A 25,276-nucleotide genomic window follows, 5' to 3' on the forward strand; every position below is an offset into this window, starting at 1 on the left:
TGTTAGGTTCCATCATTTTAAGTATTACTTTTTTCAGTAAGGGGGGAACGGAGTTGAGTTGGTTCTCCAGATGGTATGACAGATTGATGGAACCTTGGGCCAGTAAGGGGCGCGTCCCGATTGAAGTGATTTCAGCAGGAGCGGAGAATCTCCCGTTTCCGGACAATTCCTTTGATACGGTGGTTGGGACCCTGGTTCTCTGCACCATTCCGGATCCGTCCATCGCTTTGCAGGAGATTCGTCGGGTTTGCAAACCGGATGGAAAAGTCCTTTTTTTCGAACACGTAAGAATGAATCGCCCCGTACTCGGCCGATTGCAGGATTGGTTGACGCCTGTATGGAAGCGTCTCTGCGACGGGTGTCATTTAAACCGAAACACGCTCGAACTGATTGGACGGACCGGTTTTCAGACTGTTCGCGTGGAAGGGTACGCCAACGGTCTCTTTCTGGCGATTGAGGCAGAAAACAAAAAATAAATTTGAAGGGCATACGGCGTGGAAGAATATTGCGGCATTTGACGGTGTGATTATTCTCACAGGCTATATTCACCGGTTCTCCACATTTCAAGATTACAATAATAAAAGATAAAAGGGGGAGGCGATGGGAAATGAAATCAAAATATGTTTTGTTGGGTGTATCCACTTTGTTGATTGCAGGATTGACGGCCTGCAGCAACTCACAAACAGGCAAAAGCGGCGAATCGGCCAACACTCAGGCACCTGCCAAAGCGCAAGATATCAAAAAGGATGAAGCGAAACAGCAGAAGGGTTCCTTTTTCTTTACGGCAAATGAAGGGGGCAGCATCTCAAAGGTTGACGCTGTAAAATATACGGTGCTGGACACGATCAAGCTGGACGGATCTGTCCATAATGTGCAGGTTTCTCCGGACGGCAAAGTGTTGGGAGCGACCCTGGTTCCCAAGATGGAAGGCCATGGAAACATGGAAATGAAAGGATCCGCCGTGTTTTACGATGCGGAAACAAATAAACCGATCAAAACGGTTCAGGTTGGGAACCATCCTGCCCACATTGTGTTTACACAGGATGGAAAATATGTTCTCGTTACAAACAACGAAGACAATACTGTTACGGTGCTCGATGCCAAAACCTATAATCCGGTGCAAACGATTTCCACGGGAAAGGGCCCACACGGGCTTCGCATAGCTCCTGATAGCAAATTTGCTTACGTGGCTAATATGGGTGAAGATACGGTAAGTGTATTGGATCTTTCAAATTTAAAAGAAATGAAAAAAATCAAGGTTGGCAAGACTCCGGTGCAAACCGGAATCACAAGTGACGGGAGAACGCTTCTCGTAACGATAAATGCCGAGAATGCACTGGCCATTGTCGATCTTGCATCGGATAAAGTGGAAAAAGTGCCTGTTGGTGAAGGGCCGGCGCAAGTGTTTGTTCAATTGGACGATAAATATGTTTTTGTGGCAAACCAGGGAACGGAAGAGAAACCTTCCCACAGTGTTTCCAAGATTGATTTGGCGACGAAGAAAGTGGTTGCAACCATTGAAACCGGGCAAGGCTCTCACGGCGTAGTCACCAGTAGCGACAATAAATATGTGTATGTCACAAACATGTTTGAAAATACAGTCAGTGTCATCGATAATAACGAAAACAAGGTAATCGCAACGGTGAAGGTGGATAAGGTTCCGAACGGGATCAGTTTTAAGCCCTGAACCAACCCAAAATGACGGAAACGGGTTATATGTCGGCGGTTGAGTCCGGTTTATTCGTTTGTCATATGGGTCCTGGGGAATGGCTATACCTTTGGGTGGCTGATTCCCCATTTTTCATAATAAATTTTGCCGTTATGTCGAGCCGATGCGGACTCGTCATGGTTTTTCCGGGTCCCCATCGCCGGGTGCCACACAACGCTTCCCTTGGTAATCATAACCTGGTAACCCGCTTCCAGAATCCGGTTATTATAATCCCAATCCTCGTATCCCCCGCATTTAATAAATCGTTCGTCAAACTCCCCCACTTTTTCTATCACCTCTCTCGGCATGATCCAGGGACAAGCATTGCCGGGATAGCAAATGCCCTGATGCCGTGTCATAAATTCTTCCGCAAAATCCGGATCATCCGGCCCGAACAGATGCAGACTGACGGGAGCCAGCTTTCCGACAGAAGGGTTATGCATCAAATGATCTGTCAATCGCTGCAGCCAGTTCGGATAGAACGTCATATCGTTGTGGATCCAGCCGATATAACGGTTCCCGGGATCCGAAAGCAAGCGGCGCAAACCTTGATTTAATGCCACGGAAAGGCAGACGGGACGTTTGTTTTCGATCACATGATATTCTTTTTCCTTTAAAAATGAAAGGGTTCCGTCCGTGGAAGCATTGTCTACAATCACGATATTGTATGGGTGAGTCGTGTTTTTTTCAAGACTTTCCAAAGACTTTTGCGTATCTTCAAGCTGATTGTATGTGGTCAGCATAAGCCCTACCATCTGGATGCTCCTTCCCTGCTCGTTTCCTACTATGTTGTATGCGGCGGAAAAAAAGTCGGTGAAAACATAAAATCTGTATTCCTTCGGTGAATCAACGGCCGTGCCTTCAGGAGGCGGCGGCAAATATAGTGAATTGCGGAAAACAAAAGGAGGGAGCGGAATGATTTATACAAACCAAATCCCTTACTACGCCCCATACGAAATAGGCGATTGGACATACGGCACTCCGCAAATTTTTTCTTATGGGGACGGGACAACTCTAAAAATTGGAAAATTTTGTTCGATAGCCGATGGTGTGACGATTCTGTTGGGCGGGGAACATCGCACGGATTGGGTGACAACCTACCCGTTTAATCCCCTTTTCGAAGGGGCTGAAGCGTTTAAAGGACACCCGGAATCCAAGGGAGACGTGATTATCGGACATGATGTGTGGATAGGGAAAGACGCGCTCATTCTCTCGGGAGTGACGATAGGGAATGGAGCGGTCATAGGAGCACGCAGTGTAGTAACGAAGGACGTTCCGCCATATGCCATTGTAGGCGGCCATCCGGCAAAAATCATTCGGTTTCGCTTTCCTCAAAGCATAATCGACAATTTGCAACAAATCGCTTGGTGGCATTGGGAGATACACGAAATCGCCAAGGCGTGGCCGTTATTGCTTTCCGATAAAATAGAAGAATTCATTGAAAAATACGGATAAATTTGGCGTCACATGCGAAGACAGGCAGGCACCGATCCGCTTTCGGGGACGGATTCGGTTTAAATGAAATGTAGGTGGTTTTTGATAACAATGCCACGTTTCAATCAGGTAACCGTCGGCATAAACATGATTCAAAACGGCAAAAGCGGTGGGGGGAGGCCGTGCCTTGCGGATCGGATTGTTTAGCTCGCATGGAATGAAATGCGGAATTGCTCAATACAACTTGTCGCTTTATTATGCTTTCCAACAGTTGGGGCATGCCGTCACCATTTTCGGAAATAAAACGGAAACGGTTCGCCCCGATCGAAGGTGGCTGATCGCGGAGGAGGATATCCGCGAACCGGTTGACATCGTCCGCTGTTTTAATGCCGGCGCATGGAGCGAATCCGGGGATTTCGATTACCCGCTGCTGTTTCGGGAACTGGAAGGGAGACAAATCGAAATTATCATCATGCAGTACCAAAACGGAATTTTTCATGATCAAAATTTAAGACCCCTTTTTCAACATTGTAAACAACAGGCTATAAAAGCGATCGTTACTTTTCACGATTCATGCATTGGTCCGCAGTTTCCGTTTGATCTGGTCGAAAACTTTGCGTGTACCCATTCCGGCATCAAACAATTCATTCCCGGCTGCCACCACCTTCCCCATGGAAATCCGCCTCCCCTGCTGGCTGAAAAAGCCGCTCTCAAACAACGTTTTCACTATGAAGGCAACATTGTATCCACATTCGGGTTGGGGCGAACCGATTACAGGCTGATTTCCAAAGTGTCCGCAGGACTGGGCTATCGGTTTGCGGTCATGGATTCGACCCACAGTTGTCTGATAGACGGAGATCATATCATGCATATCCGGGAATGGCTGCCGATGGATCAATTGGTCATGCGATTGGGAGCGTCAGATGCCATCGTCCTTTGGTACCCGGAAACCGACGCTTTGGTCTCTTCAAGCGCCATATGTATAGCGCTGGCATCGCTCAGGCCGGTTATTGTCAATGATGTCGGCTGGTTTAGGGATATCCCGGCAGATGTGGCGATCAAGGTAAAAGATGAAGGAGAATTGCGCGAGCGGCTTGCGGCCATCGGTCAGCTTTCTCCGAATCAAAAACAACTGGAGTATGTACAACAACATCAGTGGCAGCATATTGCCTGGAAGTATCTGGAGTTGACAGGTGAGTAAGGCGAATCAAATATTTCAGCGGGGGATGATGAACGGGTGCAAAGCATCGTAAAACAGTTTTTGGAGATCGCCATCAAACATTTTGCGGTCCCGGAGCCGATCTGTGAAATCGGCTCCTACCAGGTAGCGGGCCAGGAAGGGTATGCGGATTTACGCCCGTATTTTCCGGGGAAACAATATGTGGGGTGCGATATGCGGCCCGGACCCGGCGTGGATCGGCTTGAAAACGTCGAATCGTTGTCGCTGCAGGACGGATCGGTCGGCACGATCATCACTGTGGATACCTTGGAACACGTTGCAAATCCTTTTTCCGCGATTCGGGAAATTCATCGGGTGTTAGAGGATAGAGGGCTGCTTATTTTGGCGGTTCCCTTTAATTTTCAAATCCATGACTACCCGTCTGATTACTGGCGTTTTACTCCGTCCTGCATCCGGATGCTGCTGGAGAAGTTTTCGTTTTTGACTGTTTTATGGGAAAAACATCCGCTGGAAGTGGATCCCTGTGAAGTATACGCCGTTGCGATGAAAAACAGTGATCCTCCTTTGGAAAATCTGCAATCGTTTCTTGACGAGGTAAGGGGCAGATACGGATTTACGGTGCGCTCCAGCCATTTGAACATAAATGGCTAGCAGGAGGCCCGCATGATCAAGTGCAGTATTGTGACCTGTGTGTACAATCAGCTTCCATTCACCCGGATGTTTATTGAAAGCGTAAGGAAACACACAATGGTTCCTTACGAGTTAATCGTGGTGGATAACGGATCGACAGACGGTACAAAGCAGTATTTGCAAAGTCTGCCGGACGTTGTTGTGGTTCAAAACGAGCGGAATCTTGGCGTGAGCAAGGGATGGAATCAAGGAGTTCAAATTGCGAAAGCGCCATATATATGCATTTGCAATAACGATGTCGTGGTTGCCCGCGGCTGGATGGAAGCTTTGCTGTACGAAATCGAAGCGGACAATCGAAACGGTATGATCAGCCCGGTGGAAAATACGTATATGTGGGCGCATCCCCAACATTTTCCCAATGAAACCATTCTTCGGCGGCGAGAGGACCCGATCGGCTGGTCGATCGCGGAGTTGGACCAATTCTATGGGGGATTCGATTCCTTCGCGGCATCGTTTTCGCAAAGAAATGCCGATTTGCGAATTTTCGATATTCATTTTTCCGTGGTGGTCATCCGCAGAGAGCTGTTTGACACGATCGGATTATTTGAAGAAGGGTTTGGCATAGCGTTTTGGGAAGACGTGGATTTTGTGCAAAGGGCGCTGATCGGCCCGCGTTGGAACAGGGTGGAGATTTTTGGGGGAGTCTATGTGCACCATTTCGGCAACGCAACCAGCCGGGAATTTGGCTATCCCCAACTGATCGATTCGGGCAATGCTTTCCTTCGAAAATGGGGGGAGATTGGGGATCGCATCTATCAGGACTTGAAGTTGAATCGGTTGACGGAACAGCGCCTTGCGAGATGGAGAGAAATCTGGAAGGAAGGGATATCATGATTGTGGATTTGGGATGCGGTGCAAACAAGCGAGGGGATGTCGGAATCGATATCGTTTCTCCGCCGGCCAGCCAGGCGGATATTGTCTGCAATCTCGGATTGGAACCGATACCGTTGGCGGACAATTCCGCAGACAAAGTGGTGGCTTACGATTTTATTGAGCACGTACCTCCCTATGTCTGTTACAAGGAAAATGGCAAGTGGCAAGTGGAGTATCCCGTTATCACACTGTTTAATGAGGTATACCGCATTTTGAAACCGGGCGGCGTTTTCGAGATTTTCACTCCGGTTTACCCAAAACGGGAGGTTTGGCAGGACCCCACCCATAAATCGGTATGGACGGAAGCTTCCCTGCAATATTTTGCAGCTCCCAATTTGATGTACGGGATCAACACGAAATTCGATATCGTGGAACAGTGTCTGATCGACCATACATCGCCCGGGTCGCATTTAAAGGCGATTTTAAAAAAACGGCAGTGAACTTGTTTAAGAATTGTGCGGGAAAGGATGACTCGCTTTGATCCACGGGGTAAAAATCAAAAAATTGCTGAAACATGCCGATGACCGCGGCTATTTCATGGAAGTCCTGCGCGACGACGACCATCTGTTGGAGCGATTTGGCCAGTTGTCGGTATCCCTCAGTTATCCCGGTGTCATTAAAGCTTTCCATTACCATCAAAAACAGGATGATATCTGGTTTTTTCCAAAAGGGAACGTGCAGGCGGTCCTTTATGACCTGCGCGAAGATTCTCCGACCCATAAGCAAACGGATGTTTACTATATGGGGGAAAACAACCCGATTTCCCTTTTCATTCCCCGCGGGGTGGCGCACGGATACCGGGTGCTTGGCAATGAACCGGCCATCATTACCTACCTGACCAATCTCTCTTATGATCCGAATGATCCTGATGAACACAGAATTCCCTATAACGATCCGGAGATCGGGTTCGATTGGACCACCAGGTTCAAATAAGGGGGAGACGCATGAAACTGCTTGTCACCGGCGGAGCAGGCTTTATTGGCAGCAATTTTATCCGGTACATGCTTTGCAAATATCCCCATTATCGGATCATGAATCTTGATTTGCTCACATACGCGGGAAACCTTGAGAATCTCAGAGACATTGAAAACTATTCCCATTATCAATTTGTTCAAGGGGATATCTGTGACCGGGAGCTGGTGGAAGCCCTTGTGGCGGGGAAGCGGACAGTCGGCATCTCGCACGGCCCGGTGGACGTGATTGTCAACTTTGCTGCGGAATCCCACGTGGACCGCAGTATCACGGAGCCGGATATCTTCATTCGCACGAATGTCCTCGGGACACAAGTGTTGTTGGAGGCGGCCCGCAAGTACAACGTGAAGAAGTACGTACAGATTTCCACCGACGAGGTGTATGGCACTCTGGGGGAAACGGGCCGTTTCACTGAAGAGACGCCTCTCGCTCCCAACAGTCCGTATTCTTCCAGCAAAGCGGGGGCGGACCTGCTGGTTCGCGCGTACCATGAAACCTATGGATTATGCGTGAACATCACCCGCTGCTCCAACAACTATGGGCCTTACCAGTTTCCCGAGAAGCTGATTCCGCTTATGATAACGAACGCCCTCGCAGATGAGAAACTGCCGGTTTACGGCGACGGCGGACATGTCCGGGATTGGTTGCACGTGGCAGACCATTGCGCGGCTATTGATTTGGTGATTCACAAGGGGAAGGCCGGCGAAGTCTACAATGTGGGCGGAAACAACGAACGCACCAATATCGGGATCGTCAAGCAGATTTTATCTCTTTTAAACAAACCGGAGAATTTAATTCGTTTTGTCCCGGACCGTCCCGGCCACGACCGGCGTTATGCGGTCGATGCCGCAAAGATTCGCGCCCAACTGGGATGGATGCCGAAATATACGTTTGAAACGGGAATCAGGGAAACGGTGAAATGGTATACCGCCAACCGGGAATGGTGGAGACGCATCAAGAGCGGGGGGATTCCATGAAAATCCTGGTAACGGGAGCGAAGGGGCAGTTGGGCAGCGACCTGGTCAGCGTCCTGTCGCGTCATCACCAAGTATTCGGCTGCAGCCGACAGGAGATGGATATTACCGATTTGTCCCAAGTTGTCGAAACCGTTCATCGCATCAAACCGGATGTCATTTTTCACACCGCCGCCTATACCCGGGTGGATCAGGCGGAGCGCGATCAGGACAGGGCGTATCTCGTGAATGCTTACGGCACCCGCAATGTGGCGGTGGCCGCCCGGCAAGCGGGAGCAAAAATCGTCTACATCAGCACCGATTACGTGTTTGACGGGCAAAGCGCCGCCCCCTACAAAGAGTTTGATCCTCCCGCTCCCCGGAGCGTCTACGGCAAATCCAAGCTGGCCGGCGAGGAATTGGTCAAGACCCTGTCCGACAGGTACTTCATCGTAAGAACTTCCTGGGTCTACGGCAAGCAGGGCCATAATTTCGTAAAGACCCTGTTGCAACTGGCTCAAGATCGATGGGAACTGCCTGTCGTTTGCGACCAGGTGGGCTCTCCCACCTATACGCTGGACCTTGCCTGTTTTCTCAAGGATTTGATCGAAACGGACAAGTATGGCGTCTATCATGCCTCCAATACCGGCGCCTGTTCCCGGTATGATTTCGCAGAAGCCATTTTTGCGGAAACGGGACGGGAGATTAAAGTAATCCCTGTTGCAACCAAAGATTTTCCCCGTCCGGCGCCCAGACCCGCGTATTCCGTCCTTGACCATATGGCGATCCGGCTGAACGGTTTTCCGGAGTTGCGGCATTGGAGAGACGCCTTGAAAGCTTTTATCGGATCAAGTTTCGCAAAAGGAGGCGGCAAATGTCCATGAATAACGAAGAATTTACAGGCCGCTATCATGACGGATGGGTTTCGAAGCGTTTTGTCGTCCCGCTGCGAAATGTCAAAAAAGAATCGTCCTTGATCCTGCACGGTCGCCGGCTCCCTTATCCGGAGAAACTGACCCTTTTCGTTTATGTGAACGGAGAACTGCTTCATCAGGAAATCAATCCGGGAGGACAGTTTACGGTTACGGCCGCGATCCCGCCCATGATCAGGGGGAATTTGGAGATTGTGGCAAGCGATGTGTTTGTCCCAAAGGAAAAAGGCATGAATGAGGACGAGCGAAAACTTTCTTTTTTATTGGATGAAATCATGGTTCCCGGCCTGTCGGATCTGATGGAGCCTTATGCCGGTTTGTTCGATTTCAAACCTTCAAAAAAAGTGTATTTTCTGGAGGAAGAAGTGTGGGACTCCCTCTCCTTTTTGCTTGCCGACACCTACAAGGTGCCTGACCGGGCCATGTTAAACCCGTTGCAAGAAAGGGAATGGTGGGAAAAGATCCAACCTTCCCCCTCATCGTTCATACGGGGAACCGTCTATGACAAATTTTCGGGTCATGATTTGCAAAAGGCCGAAGTCCGATTGCTCGACAAAGGGAAAAAACTCATAATGCAAACATCTGCCGATGTCAAGGGACATTATGAGTTTCACGGACTGGCAGCCGGAGAATTCATCATAGCGGGAAAAGCGGAAAACTATGGGGAGCAGGAAATTAAAGTTCAAATCGAGGGGTACGGGAAAACCATTCATATTCCCATGTTGCCGCTTTCGTAATGAGGTGCTCGGCGAGCGCCTCACTTGTATTTTTCGACCGCCTTCTTATACACTTCCAATGTCCGTTCCACCATGTAATCGGGATGCCAGTATTTCCTGGCCCACTGCTTGCTGTTGGCGGACAGATCGTTTCGAAGGTCCGGGTTATCCAGCAGCATCAAAATGGCATGATACAACTCCGCGCTGTTTCGGGGTTCCACCAGAACTCCGGTATGAAGATGGATCACCAATTCGGCATTTCCCCCGACCCGCGTAGTAATGACCGGAAGTCCGATCACCTGCGCTTCCATAACCGCTAAAGAATGGTTTTCAACAAGCGTGGGAAGAACGAAGAGATCCGCCTGTTTCAATAAGTGGTAAATATCTTTTCGGTTTCCCAAAAATTGAACATGATTCTGCAAATGCAATTCCCGCGACATTTCCTGCAATTCTTCTTTCAGCGGGCCGTCTCCGGCAAACTGGCAGATAAAATCATCCCGGACATTGACCAGCTTGGCGAGTGCCTCCAGCAGATAACGCTGTCCTTTGTACGGGACCAGCCGGGCCGGGCAGATGATTACCAGTTTGCCGTCGGGCCGCGGAATCCGTTCAATCCTGTCCGCTTGCCGAAGAATTTCTTCCGTATTCAATCCATAGGGAATGACAGTCAATTTTTCCGGCGGGACAAAAAACCGGTTGAGATATTCCCTGCGCAGCCATTCGCTCGGCAGAATCGTGGCATCCGGCGAGGAAGCTCCGAGATGTTCTTCCACAAAGCTGTATTTCCATTTCATGGAATCTTCCCGCTCGATTTCCCCGGTCACAAAAAACTCTTCCATCAACAACCCGTGGATGGTGGCAACGTGGGGAATTTCCGGCGGTTTCACGCGGCACAAGGCTCTTGAGGAAATCACGTCCTGGGTGTGAATCAGATCGTACTGGCCAAGCCCGAGCAAGACGGAAGCCATCTCAAACACGTAACGCTCAATATCCCGAAACCGGGCCCAATCGTCCAAATCGGGCAATTCCCGGTTATAGCAATCCATCATCATGTCGTACAAAGGGAAAAGAATGGGTTTTTTCTTAACGAGTCGGTCCCGGTTCAGCAGATATACGTCATTCATGTGGGGATGATGGGCAAGGATGTCCACCTGGTGTCCCCGTTCTTCCAACCCCTGGCGCAATACCCGCAGATAGGTGTCGACCCCTCCCACATGCGGCAAATACCAGTAAGTGGCTAACAAAATCCTCATTCCCGTTCCTCCCGTCAAAACAAATCGCAGCCGGCCGCCCGTAAAAAAGGAAGCCGGCTGCTTTTTCGCTGTTATGCGTACGGCTTAGATTCCATAGTAGGGAACGAGCAGGAAGAACAGCACGAAGATGATCAGGAACACAACCGCCCAACGGGTGTATCCGCCGAAGATCCCGTAATAACCGGGTGCAGCAACAGCGCTCATATAAAACTACCTCCTTGGAGTGGTTTTCGTTTAGGACACGCGTACCGGATCATTAGGTTGCGGTTGCCGTCGGATAACCGGGAACGAGCAGGAAGAACAGCACGAAGATGATCAGGAATACGACAGCCCAGCGAGTGTATCCGCCAAAAATTCCGTACACGGTAAGCCTCCTCTCCGTTTAACATGTATCCTCACTCCACCGTGAAGATAGTACATAGGATGCAGGTGGGCGCCTTTCTGTATAGGACAGCAGCCTGTATCCCGAAAAAAGGGCATCTGTACCGATTAGAACGCCGTGGTTTCGGTTGGGAACAAAGCCCAATATTGCGGGGGTGTCCGGCAAAAATGGGCAAAACATTCGGGGGATTCTATGCTTTCGCACAAGAGCAGCCGCCCCTCAGCTCATAGTATAAGGTTACAGATGACCCGACACGGCGCTGCATTCGATGGGAGTCGGAGGTGCAAATCGTGGCAAAAGTGGCGGTTGTTCGCTCCTGGTTTCTGCCCGCCAGCGAGACGTTCATTTATTCGGAACTGGTCAATTTGAACCATGTGACACCGATCGTCTGTGCCAAAAGAGTTATGAATCCGGACCGGTTTCCCTTTAAACCGATTCATGTGTTTCGGAACCTGAAAGACTTGGAAAAAATTTTCCGCACCCAAAAGGTGGATCTCATTCATGCCCGTTTCGGCATTACGGGCGCGGAAATACTCGATGTCAAAAAAAAACTCGGCCTGCCGATGCTGACATCGTTTCACGGGTTCGACCTGCCGACCAACCGCAGGAGCCTGACCAGATACAACGGGCAACTGGAACGCCTTTTTGCGGAAGGGGAGGCGTTTACGGTCACTTCCAACAATATGAAACGGATTTTGGTTCAATTCGGATGCCCGAAAAAGAAAATTTTTGTCCATCACAGCGGAATCGACGTGGAGCGGTTTGCCTTTGAAAAACGGACAATGCCCGCCGACGGAAAAATCATACTGCTGTCGGTGGGGCGTCTTGTGGAAAAAAAAGGAATTCGATACCTGGTTGCCGCCTTCCGCCAGGTGCAGAAGCAGTATTCGAATGTGCGGCTGCGCATTGCGGGAGACGGCCCGCTCCGAAATAAACTGCGCGAACAAGTCGAGAGGCTCAACCTGTCGGACAGAGTGAAATTCCTTGGCGAAATTTCGCACGATCAGGTGGTCAAGGAAATGCGACAGGCCCATTTGTTTGCACTTGCCAGTATCACAACAAGCTGCGGGGACCAGGAAGGGATTCCGAATGTGTTAAAAGAGGCAATGGCTTGCGGCCTACCGGTCGTCTCGACACGGCATGCGGGAATCCCGGAACTCGTCCGGGACGGAAAATCCGGGTTTCTGGTTCCGGAACGGGACACCGACTTGTTGGCCGAGCGGCTGCTCGAACTGATCCGCCATCCGGAGAGATGGGGAGAGATGGGCAAGAAGGGCCGCAAAACGGTGATGCGAAAATTTCACCTACAAAACCAAATACTAGAGTTGGAAGATATTTATGACCGCGTTCTGTGCATGGAAAGGAGCTGGAATTGTGCCGGAGGTTAGCGTCATCATCCCCACTTTTGATCGGGGGCCTTTTGTTACCGAAGCGATCGAGAGTGTCCTTGCCCAGACGCACAAAGATTACGAGATTATCGTCGTTGACGACGGTTCTACGGATGACACGAGGGAGCGCGTGCAAAAATTTGGCGCTCCCGTGCGGTATATCTACCAGGAGAATCAGGGGCCTTCCGCCGCAAGGAATACGGGGATTTTACATGCAAGGGGCAAATATGTCGCCTTTTGCGACTCGGATGACCGGTTTCTGCCTGAAAAACTCGAGAAGCAAATGAAATACATCCGTTCCCATCCCGAATGCCGCTTTCTCTATACCTGGTATTTCAACGTCAATGACAAGGGAAAAATCACGAAGCTGAGGAAACCGCTGCGCTGCAAAAACCGCGAGCACCTGCAATATTGCCTGTTAACGCGCAGGTTCACCATCCGAACCTCCACGGTGCTGGTTCGCAAAAGCTGTTTTAAGAAAGCGGGGCTGTTTAACGAAAAGTACTGGTATTCCCAGGACTGGGATATGTGGTTGCGCCTGGCGGCCCACTATCGCGGGGATTGTTTGGAGGAACCGCTGTCCGAATACCGGCTGCACGGAGACAATCGCAGCAGCCTGAGCATCAGGATTCATCATCCCGAGATTTTGCAATCCGCGTTGAAGTTATACGGCTGGGACGACAAGACCCTCGCTCGGCTGGAAGATTTATACGGCAAGCAGAGCCGGCATCGAACCAACAAGATCCGGTTCCGAAAAAAGGAGCAAACGAAAAAATACCGCCGGGGTGAAGTCCGATGAGGATCGCACTGGTATGTTCCGACCGGGGACCGTGCCCGCCGGTCAGGGGAGGAGCCATCCAACTTTTGATCTCAAGGCTGGCGCCCTTGCTTGCCAGAAAACATGAAGTCACCGTGTTTTCGATTGCGGACCCGGAACTGGCCGATATGGAGACGACGCAACGGGTCCGGTATCAGCGCTATCCGCAAAAGAAATTTTTGGAAAGTGTATGCAGGCGGGTGGAAGAGCAGGATTTTAATGTCATCCAGGTTTACAATCGCCCGGCGTGGATCCCGGCTCTGCGCAGGGCGGCCCCCCATGCGGCAATCCTACTGTCGATGCACAATCTGCTTTACGAAACCTTGAAGGTGACTCCGACAGAAGCGAACCGCGGGGTCCGGCAAGCGGACCTGATTTTGACTGTCAGCCGTTTTGTGGCCGGTGACATGCTGCGGAAAGTACCCGCAGCGGCGGGAAAGACACGGGTCCTCTATACAGGGGTCGACCTGACGGAATACGCCCCTGTCTGGACAAAAAGGGGTCGGCAATGGCGAAAGCAAATTCGGGCCCGGCACCGGATAGGCGAGCGGGAGCGGGTTGTTTTATTTGTGGGAAGACTCGTTCCTTATAAGGGATGCCATCTGCTCCTCAAAGCGATGAAGAAAGTTGTAAAGTCGAACAGGAAAGTGAAATTGCTGATCGCAGGCAGCAAATGGTACGCGGACGATACGAAAGACGCCTATATTCGGAAGCTGCTGCGTCTGGCCCGCGGCATACCCGGTCATGTGAGATTTGCCTCTTATGTTCCGGTGGACGACATTCCAAAGTACTATGCGGCTTCCGATCTGTTTGTCTGCGCTTCCCAATGGAAAGAGCCGCTGGCGAGAGTTCATTATGAGGCGATGGCCGCCGGTTTGCCGGTTGTCACCACCCGCAGAGGCGGAAATCACGAAGTGGTTCGCCACGGGTACAACGGATTGGTGATCGAGGAATATCACAATCCGGAAAAATTTGCAGAGGCAGTCGGCGCGTTGTTGTCCAATCCCCAGCGTGCCCGGAAAATGGGAATATTGGGCCGGGAACTGGCGGAGAAACTCTACAATTTCGAACGAATGGCAAAGGATTTGGAAGGGATTTACGCCTCGCTTGCGACCGGAAAAAAACGGAAGGGGGGAGACGAGTGAAAATTCAGAAGTCGGACCTGGGGGTTTTGTTGAACCATTCCTCGCTGGCAAGCGCCCTCAAGGGACGTTACCGGTTCGAATATTTGCCGTTTTACGCGGAAGCGGCCAAAAAATCCGGCGTTACCGTGGTTTTCTTCTCAAACCGGTCTTTTCTCGCAAAAAACAAACTCGTGCGTGCCTTTTGTTGGGACCCTGCCACCCGGACGTATTCCCGCGGTGTTTATGAGATCCCTTCCGTGATCCACAACCGTGCCCTTTTATCGAAACACCACGTCAGGCGGATTTATCCGCTGCTCACCAAAAACCGGGCGATTTTATTCAACGGGCGTATGCGATATGACAAGTGGGAGGTTCACCGGCGGCTTGCGATGAACCCCTTGACGGCGAGGTATTTGCCGAAGACGGAACGGCTGGTCTCTTGTCGGCAGATCCTGGCGTGGCTGAAACGGCATCAAACGGTGTATTTGAAGCCGCGCAGCGGAAGCCTCGGAATCGGAGTGATTCGCTTGCGCCAATCGGATGGCGGGCAACTGGAAATTTCGCGGACAGCCAACGGAAGATCGCGCCATTTTCTGGCTTCTTTCGGCAAAATCGCGGGGATCAGGGCGAAAATCGGCATGCGGCCCTATTTGATCCAAGAGGGAATTCCCCTTTTGAAAATTCAAGGGCAGCCAATCGATTTCCGGGTTTCGGTGCAAAAGGGTGCCTCCGGAGATTGGACCGTTTCGGGGGCGGTGGCAAAGTTGGGGACTTTGAACGCCCATGCGACCAATCTTGCGGTCGGCGGGAAGGCGGTATCCGCCAAAAAGGTGCTGGCAACAGCTTTTGGAGAGTCGAAAGCGGGAGCCGTATTGCGGGAAATAAATGCGGCTTCGCTGTTGATCGCACGCCAGCTTGAAGGAATCGGTCCCCATCTTGCGGATCTCGGTCTTGACCTGACGGTGACAAAAGAAGGCGCGATCAGATTCATCGAAGCGAACGGACGGGATTTGCGAATCACGTTTCGAAATGCCAGAGAGCGAAAAATGTGGAGACGCACATTTCAGAACCCGATTTTGTATGGCGTCTATCTGTTGCAAAAGATGAAGCGGGAGGAACGGCTATAAACATGAAACGGGTATCATACGGCAAAATGTTGACAACTGAACAAGTCATCCGGATCATTGACCGGGCAGTCCGCGAGAAAAAGCCATTTTGTCTCGTTCGCGTCGGAGACGGTGAAAATCTCGTTTTGGCGCAACGGCACGTGATGCCGATTGCCCAGGTCATTCGAACCCGCTGGGGAAGACTGTCCCGAAGGACGAACAGCAAGGGCATCAGCCTTCCGAGCGAGAAAGCCCGCGACCGGATGATCGAAGCCGTCAAACGGGCGGATCTGGTTGGAATTCCCTGTTACAATGACCGCGAATTGAGGGCGGAGCAGAAATATCTCCGGCCTTTGACCGATCAATGTTTCAAACGGTATGGAATTCATCCCGGGAAAATTTGCCATACATTGGTCAACCGGCATTTGGTGGAGAAGAAGAGCTTCTGGGAAATGTTACGCGGCCGGAAAGTCGCACTGATCAGCCGCTGGGCAAATTCGTTTGCCGAACTGGTCGAGAGGGAATATTCCGCCTTTGGCATCCGCATTGTCGCGAAAATTCCGTTTTCCCATTACTCCGAAATCAAACAAGTGCTCCGGAAGATGAAGCGGGTGGATTGTGACATCGTGTTGATCTCCGCAGGTGTCAATGCGGTAATACTTGCGGAAAATTTGGCCCGTAAACAAGGGCGTGTCGCCATCGATTTCGGAAAGACGGCAATGTTCATGGTAAAAAGCAAGGAAGACCGGGTACGGCCGTGGAAAGGAGCGGACACCGCATGAAGATCGCCGTGATTGGCACAGGTTATGTCGGAACCACAACGGCTGTCGTGTTGGCTTCCTTAAACCACCGGGTAATCGGGGCTGACACGGAATACTCCAAGATAAGCAAGTTGAAGAAGGGAACGGTTCCGTTTCGGGAGCCGGGTCTCGATGAGCTGTTGTCGGATATGGCAAAAACCGGACGGTTGGAATTCACGGACGACATCAGAAGCGCGATTCAGGCGAGTCAAGTGATTTTTATTGCCGTCGGGACTCCCGCGCGAAAAGATGGCGCGGCCGATCTTCGCTATTTGCAGCAGGCGGCGGACGTGATTGCGGAGGCCATCAACGAATACAAAGTGATTGTGGTCAAAAGCACGGTGCCTGTGGGCACAAACAGGTGGCTGTCGGATTACTTGCAGCAGAAAATCGGCGACGCCACACGGTTTGATGTGGTGTCCAATCCCGAATTTTTGCGGGAAGGATCCGCGCTGCGGGATGCGCTGCGGCCGGACCGCACCGTGTTGGGCGGAAACAGCGAACGGGCGATTGCCATCCTGAGAGAAATCTATGAACCGATCGGCAGCCATTTCCTGATTACCGATTGGGAGACGGCGGAATTGATCAAGTACGCTTCCAATTCTTTTCTTGCCACCAAGATATCGTTCATCAATGAAATTGCCCGTATTGCCGATCGCGTGGGGTCTGACGTAACGGAAATCGCGCGGGGAATGGGAATGGATGCGCGAATCGGAGGCGAATTTCTGCAAGCGGGAATCGGATACGGGGGCTCCTGTTTTCCGAAGGACGTCAAAGCGCTGATGGAGTCGGCGCGAAAGTCCGGGGTCGTTCCGGAAATCTTGGCGGCGGTGGAGCGTGTCAACCGTACGCAACCCGATCTCTATCTGGAAAAATTGGAAAAGGCCCTACATGGTGTTGAAAAACCGTGGATGATTGCCGTCTTGGGTTTTACGTTCAAGCCCGATACCGACGACCAGCGGGAGTCCCCCGCCATCCGGATTGTCGAACGACTCTTGAAGGATTGCCGGGAGATTCGAATTCTCGACCCGACAATCGAATTTCCGAGCCAGACTCCCTGGCCGGACGACCGCCGGATCGTCGTCTGCAAAACGGCTGAAGAAACGCTTTCCGCGGTGAACGCCGCAATTCTTTGCACCGCCTGGGATCAATTTGCTAAGATGGACTGGAAGGAAGCGGCTCGTTACATGCGGAATCCCATTTTAGTGGACGGGCGCAACATGTATAATCCGGAAGAAATCCGGTCGGCCGGCATGCAATATCTGGCAGTGGGAAGAGGGAAGCAGACTTGAAGATCCTTGTCACGGGAGCGGCGGGTTTTATCGGATCGCATTTGACAGACCGCCTGTTGGCGGACGGACACCAGGTAATCGGGATTGACATGTTCAACAACCGGGATTGGAACCGGTTTAAGCGTTTCAACATCGCCCGGGCGTTGCAGCATCCCGGTTTCACTTTGCTGGAGAGCAACCTGTTGGAGCTTGATCTTACGGCAATCCTGCGGGACGTGGATGTCGTGTTTCACCAAGCGGCAATCGCGGGCGTCCGGAAAAGTTGGGGCGCCGATTTTCAAGCCTACGCAGACCTGAACATTTTGGCGACCCAGCGCTTACTCGAGGCTTGCAAGCATCGCGGGCTGAAAAAATTTGTCTACGCATCGTCATCTTCAATCTATGGCGGAACCGATGGCCCAACATCCGAGGAAACGCCGCCGCGGCCGATTTCCCCGTACGGGGTGAGCAAACTGGCGGGGGAACATCTCGTTAGGATGTACCATATGAATTACGGTGTTCCGACGACCTCTTTGCGCTATTTTACCGTATATGGTCCGCGGCAGCGTCCGGATATGGCGTTTCACAAGTTTTTAAAAGCGGTATTGGAAGGGAGGCCGCTTCCGGTTTACGGGACCGGACAGCAAACGCGGGATTTCACCTATGTATCCGACGCGGTGGAGGCTAATGTGCGGGCGATGAACCTGAAAGAGCACGGGAATGTGTTTAATATCGGAGGGGCGGAAAGGGTTTCCGTCAATGAAGTGATTCGCATGATACAAATTGTAACAGAAAGAGACATCCGCGTGGAATATCATCCGGCGCAGCCGGGAGATCCGCTGCATACTTGGGCCGACATCGCCAAAGCGCAAAAAGAGCTTGGCTACAAACCGGCAGTAAAGCTGCGGGACGGATTAAAGAAAGAATGGCAGTATATACGGGAGATCTATTCGGAGTAATGGAGTAATACGGAAGCGTTTGGCGTAAAATCGCCCTCCCCGAACAAGGGAAGGGCGATTTTCAAGTCCGCCTGCCGCCGATTTTCATTCGCCTTTTTACCGCGCGAATCAAGTAGATAACCGTATCGATCATCTTCGTTTTATGGGAGCCTTTTACCAGCACGGTCGTGTTTGGACCGATTTGCTTCACAATTGCGGGATGGAGCCGCTCTTTCGAAGGGAAGTGCTTCACCCTGCGGAAAGGCATTCCCGCCTCGACAGCCCCGATTCCGATTTGTCTGGCGCTTTTGCCAACCGTATAAAGGAAATCGATGTTTTTTTGCGCCAGGTATCTTCCTACCTCTTTATGGCCGTTTACGGAATACTTTCCCATTTCCAGCATGCTGCCCAAAACTGCGATTTTTCTGTTTTTTGCGATGGAGCACAGGACGTCGATGGCCGCTTTTGTCGCATGGGGATTGGCGCTGAATGTATCATCGAGAATTTGAATTCCGTCACCCAGCCGGTAAACGACCAATCTTCTGTCCGGACGCCGGTAGGTTTTGAGTCCGGCACGGATGTCACGAACCGAAAAACCCAGGCGGTGAGAAACCGCTATGGCAAATAGCGCGTTATACACGTTATGTCTGCCGTAAATCGGGATATAAAAAGCGTGGGGGACACCATCGAGTTTCACTTGAAATGTCATGCCGTTTGCGACGTAGCGGATATGGGTCGCCCGGTAATCCGCCGTGTTTGCGATGCCGACTTTTACGATTTTTCCTTTGAATCCGCGGGTATGAAGCAGCCGGGAGAGGGAGTTGTCCGCGTTCAGAAAAAGAGTTCCGTACGGGTTCATGTATTTGATGAGTTCCGATTTCGCCCGGACAAGCCCTTCCACTTTCCCGCCAAAATTCCCGATATGGGCGGTCCCCACGTTTGTAATGACGCCGATATTCGGGCGGATCAAGCGACAATGCCGCCTGATTTGCCCGGAACGGGCCATCCCGTATTCCAAAACTACGGCGCGGTGAGAAGAATCGATCTGTTTGGCGTATTTGGCCGTATGGGAAGGAAGGTTCGAGTTTCCTTTTGTTTTAAACACTTTCCAGCGCTTCTTCAAAACGGAGGCAATCATTTCTTTGGTGGTGGTTTTTCCGGCGCTGCCGGTGATGGCGATCACGGGTCTCGCAAGTTGAAGAGGCTGTGTCAACGCATAACCTCCTTTGCAATGGGGATGCAACATATAGTATGTGAGACCCCTTGCGGTTGATTGGGTGATCGCCTCAGTTATCTCCACTTTTTCCTTAGCCCCGTTTTTGCCGAAAAGTTTATCTTGCGTTCCTTGCGGTCGGAAAGGCGCGACATCAAGATCGGGCCGCCTGTTTGTTTCTGAAAGTTTGGCAATTTGTGTCTTGACATTCGTTGGCGTGGCGGCCGGTGACTTCAATCGCTGCGGCGACGCAGCGGTCCCCGTCGTGCCAATACTCGCAGGAATGGATGGTGCACATCACTGTCGGATACATCTCCCCTCCCGCAAACAGGTTGCTCGCCGCTCCACCCCAGTTCACGTTATCCAGGGAACCCAGCATATTGGCGAAGGAAGAGGCGCGAGCAAACGTTTTGCACATGGTTTGCTCCATGATTTGAGACATTTTCCCTTCTTCTTCGTGCATAATGTCGATATTGCGGGCGGAACACAAGTTGCCGGTGACCCAGTGCGTACAAGTGTCGACCACGCATTTCACTCTCGGGTACAGATCGCCTTTTTCCATCAGGATTTCGCTCCTCTCGGTTTGTAATCTTGCGGATTGAACACCCAGGGGTGGAACAGATACTCAAACGCAAAAATGGCCAATGCCGCCACCGTCAGAAACGTGAACGTAACCGTCGAAAAAGGAGCCAACAAAGCTGCGATCCAAAGCACGAAAAACGCATATACGCCGTCCAGCACAGCGAACGCGATGTTCCGCAAATGGGGCAGCACCATCCGGTCGCCCGCCCACCCGGGCAGGACGATCAACAATGTCGTCAGCAAAACGTACAGGAAGGAAACGCGTACGGCGGGCAGCAAAAACGCCAGTATATAAATCGCAAGGAAAGTGACAGCCAATTTGACCAACAATCTGTTCACAGGATCACCCCATTCAAAAGGATATTGATAGTCTGCCTTAAACGCCCGGCTTTATTACAAAAAAAAGTCCGCCAGGCGCCATATGGCGCTTGACGGACTGACGGCAGCCGGGGATGCGCTGTCGTTGCGTTCAATAAGTGCGCAGGATGTTGTACAAAGTGTCGCGTTCCGCCGGAATCCGGCCCGCTTCCCGGATCATCCGGACAAACGATTCTTTCGGCGTGTAATGGGCCGTCTCGGCTCCCGCCGCGTGAACGATTTGTTCCTCCATCACGGTGCCGTCCAAATCGTCGACTCCGAATGCAAGGGAGACCTGGGCCATTTTTTGCCCGATCATCATCCAAAAGGAGCGGATATGGTCGAAGTTGTCCAGCATCAAGCGGGCCACCGCCAGCAGTTTCAGGTCGTACCAACCGCTGGTCAGTTCCGTCAAGTTGTACTCTTTCGCGAGCGGCGTATTGTCCGGGTGGAACGAGAACGGGAAAAACGCGTTAAAGCCGCCGGTTTTGTCCTGCAATTCGCGCAGTCTGACAAAGTGGTCGATCACGTGCTCCGCTTTCTCGATATGCCCGTACAGGATCGACGCGTTGGTACGGAACCCCATCTTGTGGGCCACCTCGTGGATATGGAACCAGCGGTCCGCGTCCGTCTTGTGCCCGGAGATGATTTTGCGCACTTCCGGGTCGAAAATTTCGGCGCCGCCGCCGAGAATCGAATCGAGGCCCGCAATCCGCAGGCGCTCCAGCGTTTCTTCGACTGTAAGCTTCGCCACCCGCGCGATGTAATCGAGTTCCACGGCGGTAAACGCCTGTACGTGAACTCCCGGCAGAATTTTTTTGGCCAGGCGCAGCATGTCCTCGTAATATTCAAACGGCAACCTGGCATTCACGCCGCCGACGATATGCAGTTCGGAAAAACCTTTCGGTGCCATCTCCCTGTACTTCCGCTCGATTTGCTCAAGGGAAAGCGTGTAGGCGTTCGGGTTGTCGGCTTTCAAACCGAAAGCGCAAAGTTTGCAGTCGAGATAACAGACGTTGGTGTAATTGAGGTGCGTGTTATAGATAAAGTAAGCGTAGTCGCCGTTTTTTTGCTGCCGCACGATGTCCGCCATCTCTCCAAGTTGCAGCAGGTGGGGCGACTGTAACAGACGGACCCCGTCTGCAAACGACAACCGCTCTCCGTTGATGACTTTCTCCCGTATATCCTGAAGGGTGTCCCCGCGCGTAATCGTGATCATTCCCGGACCTCCTGTTTCACCAGTCGCATGCTTTTTTATTGTACCATATCCGGGATGCGGCGGGGTGGCAGATTTGCCGCAACCGCGATAGAATGGAGTCAACGGAAGGACGGGAAGCAAACCATGCGATTTTATTCCACGTACGATTGGGGAGAAACCGGTGGCCGGCCCCAGATCCAAAAAGGGGTGCTGAGGCGCATCGGAGGCTATTTTGCGCCTTACTGGAAACAGTTTCTGGCCGTTCTGCTCTGCATTGCGGCGGGAGCGGCGCTGACCATCCTGCAGCCGTTGATCATCAAATCGATTATCGACGTCGCCATCCCCGAGGGACGGGCCGGACTTCTCAACTGGCTGATCCTTGCCATGGTCGGGGCGGCGGTCGCCGGCGGACTGATCGGGGTGGCCCAAGCGTATTTCAATTCCATGATCGGACAAGGCGTCATGTACGACATCCGAAACGAAATGTATCAGCATCTGCACCGGATGTCTCTGCAATTTTTTACCGACACGAAAACCGGCGACATCATGTCGCGGGTGAATAACGACGTAAACGGTTTGCAAACGGTCGTCTCGGAAACGATTTCCAATTCGATCAGCAATCTGGCGGTCGTGGTGTCCCTGGTGATCACCATGTTCGCGCTGGACTGGCGGTTGGCCGTATTGTCGCTGGCAACCCTTCCCCTGTTTGTTTTTCCGACCCGGCGCGTGGGGAAGCTGAACTTTCAGGTCAGGAAAAACACGCAGCAAAAAATCGGGGAACTCTCTTCCCTGATGCAAGAGACGCTGTCCGTCAGCGGCGCCATGCTGGTCAAAGCGTTCGTGCGACAGGAATGGGAACTGAAGCGGTTTTCCCGCATCAATCAGGAACTGAAAAATTGGCAAATCCGCCAGTCGATGATCGGCCGCTGGTTCTTCGCGTCCATCGGCGTCATCGGAACCGCGGGGCCGGCGCTTGTTTACTGGTACGGGGGGCACTCGGTGATCGGCCAGACGATGTCCCTCGGGACGGTTGTCGCCTTTGCGACGCTTTTGCAGAAGTTGTTTGGTCCCGTCTCGGCTCTGGCCAACGTGCATGTCAATTTTTACGGTTCCATCGCCTTGTTTGAGCGGCTGTTCGAATATCTGGACAAACCGGTTGACCTTCAAGACCGGCCCGGCGCAAAGGCGCTTTCCGCCGTCAAAGGGCGCATCGAATTTGACCATGTCTGGTTTTCCTATCAGCAGAAGCGTCCGATCCTGCTCGACATTACATTTGCCGTTGAACCCGGACAATTGGTGGCGCTGGTAGGCCCGAGCGGCGCCGGCAAAACCACGCTGGCGAATCTGATTCCGCGTTTTTACGATCCGACGCGAGGCAGTGTGCGGATCGACGGGCATGACATCCGTGATGTGACGCTTGCATCGCTGGGCAAGGCCATCGGCATCGTATCGCAGGAAACCTTCCTGTTCCATGCCTCGATCCGCGACAATCTGCGGTACGGAAAACTGGACGCGACCGACGAGGAAATCATGCGGGCGGCAAAGGCTGCCAATATCCACGATCTGATCGAAAGCCTGCCCGACGGGTATGATACGATCGTCGGAGAACGGGGATACAAACTGTCGGGCGGGGAAAAGCAGCGGATTGCAATCGCGCGGGTGATTCTGAAAGATCCGGCCATTTTGCTTCTCGACGAGGCGACCTCGGCCCTCGATTCCCAATCGGAAGCGCTTGTGCAGGCCGCCTTGGAAGAACTGATGAAATCGAGAACCAGTCTGGTGATTGCCCACCGCCTGTCAACCATTCTCGCGGCCGACAAAATCGTCGTGCTGTCGGAAGGACGCGTCGTCGAACAGGGGACCCATGCAGAACTCATGACGAAAAACGGGTTGTACGCCGGTTTGTATCACCAACAGTTCAACAAATCGCCGGTGGTTCAATCATGATCAGCGAGGTGATAACCATGTCGAACAAGAAAAAAGACCGGGTACCGCCCGGACAATTCGTGACCGAACGATGGCCGGTGCTGCACGCCGGGACGGTGCCGCGAATCAATCTGGACACCTGGACCTTTCGCATTTTCGGGTTGGTGGAAGAAGAAAAAACGCTGACCTATCCGGAGTTCATGAGCCTGCAGCAGTCGGTCGTCAAATCCGACATCCACTGCGTAACCACCTGGTCGCGTTTGGATAATACGTGGGAAGGCGTATTGTTCAGGGATGTCATGAATTTGGCAAAGGTCAAACCGGAAGCCAGGTTTGTCATGATCCATGCGGAAGCGGGATGGACCACCAATCTACCGCTTGCGGATTTACTGCACGACAATGTGCTGTTTGCGCACAAACATGACGGGGTGCCGCTGTCCCCCAACCACGGCTGGCCGCTGCGCCTGGTCGTGCCGCACCTGTATTTTTGGAAAAGCGCAAAGTGGGTGCGGGGAATCGAATTTATGGCGGAAGACAAACCGGGGTTCTGGGAAGAGCGGGGGTATCACCTGTATGCGGACCCTTGGCGGGAACAACGGTACCGCGACGATCCGGAATGGACAATAGGAGGTTAACGGTAAGACAACGCTTGCTGCCCCAATGCCACCCAGGAGTCGATAAAGGATTTGCGGTTCACTTTTTGGGCCTTTTTTCCTGTCAACGGATCATTGACGTATACAAAATGCGGATCGAACCCGACAAGAAGAACTGCGTGTTCTTCGCGGGTGGCCCGGATTTGTTCATTCTCGTGGAGCCAAACATCCCAGAGCTTTGGCGGAGTGAAATGAACGGTCGTCCAGACGATCACCGGTTTTCCTTTGCGAAGCTGATTCAGCAGTTCTTCAAACGGAGTTCCTGTTAAATTTTCCACCCGGCCTGGCATGTATAGTTCCATCAACTCAGCCAGAGGCTCGTGATAGACTGCATACCCCCTGTTTTTTCCCGTGATGTCTCCGACGAACCCATGGTTGGGATTTCCCCAATGGGTCACATCGTTGTCATGCTTTGCTTGGATGGGATGTGCTTCCTTTTTCACTCGGTTGGCCAGCTCCATCTTGTCCGCTTTGATTCCGGCGTACTGCAGGAGCATGGCCAAACTGGTCACTTCACAGCCGTTTTTGAGTTCCGGTTTTTGTGAAATGATCGGCGCGTTCAACAGGACTTTTTGTTGGAGGTGAAGTTCTCCCTCCGATACGGGGGATTTCTCGGGTTCCGCTTGGCTTTGTTCGACGGGAGCAGGGGCGGGCGCCGATTGCTTGGGCGCCCCGGTCCCTGAGCATCCGCCGGCAAGAGCCACTATTACAAGGCTAAGGAGCCAATTCATGGGACATCCTCCTTGCATGGGTGTCATTGTTTAGCATTCCCCAACAAGTTCGGCACAACAAGTTCGGCCCAACAAGTTC

At 52.1% G+C, this 25,276-nt stretch carries 27 protein-coding genes; 20 read left to right on the plus strand and 7 right to left on the minus strand.

Features of this window, described 5'->3' with window-relative positions; genetic code table 11:
- Positions 1-53 precede the first annotated feature (53 nt).
- On the plus strand, positions 54-476 hold the full coding sequence (locus AC4ED1_RS05005; protein ID WP_490936324.1) for a class I SAM-dependent methyltransferase: 423 nt from the start codon (positions 54-56) through the stop codon (positions 474-476).
- A gap of 131 nt (positions 477-607) precedes the next feature.
- The gene (locus AC4ED1_RS05010) at positions 608-1,687 is read left to right on the plus strand and encodes a YncE family protein (RefSeq protein ID WP_490936325.1); all 1,080 of its coding nucleotides are present in this window, start codon (positions 608-610) and stop codon (positions 1,685-1,687) included.
- Between the two features lie 83 nt (positions 1,688-1,770).
- On the opposite strand, the gene AC4ED1_RS05015 is transcribed toward AC4ED1_RS05010, so the two are convergent.
- Positions 1,771-2,463, minus strand: coding sequence for a glycosyltransferase family 2 protein (locus AC4ED1_RS05015; protein WP_490936326.1), 693 nt, complete (start codon positions 2,461-2,463; stop codon positions 1,771-1,773).
- A gap of 160 nt (positions 2,464-2,623) precedes the next feature.
- Here AC4ED1_RS05015 and AC4ED1_RS05020 point away from each other — a divergent pair, with 160 nt between their 5' ends.
- From AC4ED1_RS05020 to AC4ED1_RS05060, 9 genes are all read left to right on the plus strand, one after another.
- Positions 2,624-3,163: a CatB-related O-acetyltransferase gene (locus AC4ED1_RS05020; protein ID WP_490936327.1), complete on the plus strand. Its 540-nt coding sequence runs from the start codon at positions 2,624-2,626 to the stop codon at positions 3,161-3,163.
- Between the two features lie 166 nt (positions 3,164-3,329).
- Positions 3,330-4,343 (plus strand): glycosyltransferase family protein, encoded by a 1,014-nt coding sequence (locus AC4ED1_RS05025; RefSeq protein WP_490936328.1) that lies wholly within the window; start codon positions 3,330-3,332, stop codon positions 4,341-4,343.
- 36 nt (positions 4,344-4,379) lie between these two features.
- Positions 4,380-4,973, plus strand: coding sequence for a methyltransferase domain-containing protein (locus AC4ED1_RS05030; RefSeq protein ID WP_490936329.1), 594 nt, complete (start codon positions 4,380-4,382; stop codon positions 4,971-4,973).
- Between the two features lie 12 nt (positions 4,974-4,985).
- Positions 4,986-5,846 carry a glycosyltransferase family 2 protein gene (locus AC4ED1_RS05035; RefSeq protein ID WP_490936330.1) on the plus strand — a complete coding sequence of 287 codons (861 nt, stop codon included), beginning with the start codon at positions 4,986-4,988 and terminating at the stop codon, positions 5,844-5,846.
- Positions 5,843-6,325, plus strand: a complete 483-nt coding sequence (locus tag AC4ED1_RS05040; RefSeq protein WP_490936331.1) for a class I SAM-dependent methyltransferase — start codon at positions 5,843-5,845, stop codon at positions 6,323-6,325. Before AC4ED1_RS05035 ends, AC4ED1_RS05040 begins: the two co-directional genes overlap by 4 nt.
- A 37-nt stretch (positions 6,326-6,362) precedes the next feature.
- Positions 6,363-6,818 carry a dTDP-4-dehydrorhamnose 3,5-epimerase family protein gene (locus AC4ED1_RS05045; protein ID WP_490936332.1) on the plus strand — a complete coding sequence of 152 codons (456 nt, stop codon included), beginning with the start codon at positions 6,363-6,365 and terminating at the stop codon, positions 6,816-6,818.
- Between the two features lie 11 nt (positions 6,819-6,829).
- Positions 6,830-7,834, plus strand: a complete 1,005-nt coding sequence (gene rfbB / locus AC4ED1_RS05050) for a dTDP-glucose 4,6-dehydratase (protein WP_490936333.1) — start codon at positions 6,830-6,832, stop codon at positions 7,832-7,834.
- Entirely contained in the window at positions 7,831-8,694 is an 864-nt protein-coding gene (gene rfbD / locus AC4ED1_RS05055) for a dTDP-4-dehydrorhamnose reductase (protein WP_490936334.1), read from the plus strand. Before rfbB ends, rfbD begins: the two co-directional genes overlap by 4 nt.
- The gene (locus tag AC4ED1_RS05060; RefSeq protein WP_490936335.1) at positions 8,685-9,479 is read left to right on the plus strand and encodes a peptidase associated/transthyretin-like domain-containing protein; all 795 of its coding nucleotides are present in this window, start codon (positions 8,685-8,687) and stop codon (positions 9,477-9,479) included. The genes rfbD and AC4ED1_RS05060 overlap by 10 nt, the downstream gene beginning before the upstream one ends.
- A 20-nt stretch (positions 9,480-9,499) precedes the next feature.
- Here the strand turns inward: AC4ED1_RS05060 and AC4ED1_RS05065 are convergent, their stop codons facing one another.
- Positions 9,500-10,711 carry a glycosyltransferase family 4 protein gene (locus AC4ED1_RS05065; protein ID WP_490936336.1) on the minus strand — a complete coding sequence of 404 codons (1,212 nt, stop codon included), beginning with the start codon at positions 10,709-10,711 and terminating at the stop codon, positions 9,500-9,502.
- A gap of 672 nt (positions 10,712-11,383) precedes the next feature.
- On the opposite strand from AC4ED1_RS05065, the gene AC4ED1_RS05070 reads away from it, so the two are divergent.
- From AC4ED1_RS05070 to AC4ED1_RS05100, 7 genes are read left to right on the plus strand one after another with little or no spacing between them, the layout of a single operon-like run.
- The gene (locus tag AC4ED1_RS05070; protein WP_490936337.1) at positions 11,384-12,481 is read left to right on the plus strand and encodes a glycosyltransferase; all 1,098 of its coding nucleotides are present in this window, start codon (positions 11,384-11,386) and stop codon (positions 12,479-12,481) included.
- The gene (locus tag AC4ED1_RS05075; RefSeq protein WP_490936338.1) at positions 12,468-13,280 is read left to right on the plus strand and encodes a glycosyltransferase family 2 protein; all 813 of its coding nucleotides are present in this window, start codon (positions 12,468-12,470) and stop codon (positions 13,278-13,280) included. The genes AC4ED1_RS05070 and AC4ED1_RS05075 overlap by 14 nt, the downstream gene beginning before the upstream one ends.
- On the plus strand, positions 13,277-14,443 hold the full coding sequence (locus AC4ED1_RS05080; protein WP_490936339.1) for a glycosyltransferase family 4 protein: 1,167 nt from the start codon (positions 13,277-13,279) through the stop codon (positions 14,441-14,443). The genes AC4ED1_RS05075 and AC4ED1_RS05080 overlap by 4 nt, the downstream gene beginning before the upstream one ends.
- Entirely contained in the window at positions 14,440-15,549 is a 1,110-nt protein-coding gene (locus tag AC4ED1_RS05085) for a YheC/YheD family endospore coat-associated protein (protein WP_490936340.1), read from the plus strand. Before AC4ED1_RS05080 ends, AC4ED1_RS05085 begins: the two co-directional genes overlap by 4 nt.
- 2 nt (positions 15,550-15,551) lie before the next feature.
- Complete coding sequence (locus AC4ED1_RS05090; RefSeq protein WP_490936341.1) at positions 15,552-16,310, plus strand: GT-D fold domain-containing protein; 759 nt, start codon at positions 15,552-15,554, stop codon at positions 16,308-16,310.
- Complete coding sequence (locus AC4ED1_RS05095) at positions 16,307-17,620, plus strand: UDP-glucose dehydrogenase family protein (RefSeq protein ID WP_490936342.1); 1,314 nt, start codon at positions 16,307-16,309, stop codon at positions 17,618-17,620. The genes AC4ED1_RS05090 and AC4ED1_RS05095 overlap by 4 nt, the downstream gene beginning before the upstream one ends.
- A complete protein-coding gene (locus AC4ED1_RS05100; protein ID WP_490936343.1) occupies positions 17,617-18,558 on the plus strand; it encodes an NAD-dependent epimerase/dehydratase family protein in 942 nt (313 codons plus the stop codon). The genes AC4ED1_RS05095 and AC4ED1_RS05100 overlap by 4 nt, the downstream gene beginning before the upstream one ends.
- A 61-nt stretch (positions 18,559-18,619) precedes the next feature.
- On the opposite strand, the gene AC4ED1_RS05105 is transcribed toward AC4ED1_RS05100, so the two are convergent.
- From AC4ED1_RS05105 to mqnE, 4 genes are all read right to left on the minus strand, one after another.
- A complete protein-coding gene (locus AC4ED1_RS05105) occupies positions 18,620-19,750 on the minus strand; it encodes a UDP-N-acetylmuramoyl-tripeptide--D-alanyl-D-alanine ligase (protein WP_490936344.1) in 1,131 nt (376 codons plus the stop codon).
- Positions 19,751-19,904: 154 nt separating this feature from the next.
- Positions 19,905-20,312, minus strand: a complete 408-nt coding sequence (locus tag AC4ED1_RS05110) for a DUF1540 domain-containing protein (RefSeq protein ID WP_490936345.1) — start codon at positions 20,310-20,312, stop codon at positions 19,905-19,907.
- Entirely contained in the window at positions 20,312-20,671 is a 360-nt protein-coding gene (locus AC4ED1_RS05115; protein ID WP_490936346.1) for a DUF2512 family protein, read from the minus strand. The genes AC4ED1_RS05110 and AC4ED1_RS05115 overlap by 1 nt, the downstream gene beginning before the upstream one ends.
- Positions 20,672-20,801: 130 nt before the next feature.
- Positions 20,802-21,908 (minus strand): aminofutalosine synthase MqnE, encoded by a 1,107-nt coding sequence (mqnE, locus tag AC4ED1_RS05120; protein ID WP_490936347.1) that lies wholly within the window; start codon positions 21,906-21,908, stop codon positions 20,802-20,804.
- Positions 21,909-22,031: 123 nt separating this feature from the next.
- Here mqnE and AC4ED1_RS05125 point away from each other — a divergent pair, with 123 nt between their 5' ends.
- Both AC4ED1_RS05125 and AC4ED1_RS05130 read left to right on the plus strand, forming a co-directional pair.
- Positions 22,032-23,834 (plus strand): ABC transporter ATP-binding protein, encoded by a 1,803-nt coding sequence (locus AC4ED1_RS05125; RefSeq protein ID WP_490936349.1) that lies wholly within the window; start codon positions 22,032-22,034, stop codon positions 23,832-23,834.
- Positions 23,831-24,448, plus strand: a complete 618-nt coding sequence (locus AC4ED1_RS05130; protein ID WP_490936351.1) for a sulfite oxidase-like oxidoreductase — start codon at positions 23,831-23,833, stop codon at positions 24,446-24,448. Before AC4ED1_RS05125 ends, AC4ED1_RS05130 begins: the two co-directional genes overlap by 4 nt.
- Here AC4ED1_RS05130 and AC4ED1_RS05135 read toward each other — a convergent pair.
- Positions 24,445-25,197, minus strand: a complete 753-nt coding sequence (locus AC4ED1_RS05135; RefSeq protein WP_490936353.1) for a C39 family peptidase — start codon at positions 25,195-25,197, stop codon at positions 24,445-24,447. The two genes, AC4ED1_RS05130 and AC4ED1_RS05135, sit on opposite strands and share 4 nt — an antisense overlap.
- Positions 25,198-25,276: the final 79 nt, after the last annotated feature.

The organism is Effusibacillus sp. SKA8 (genome assembly GCF_058273125.1).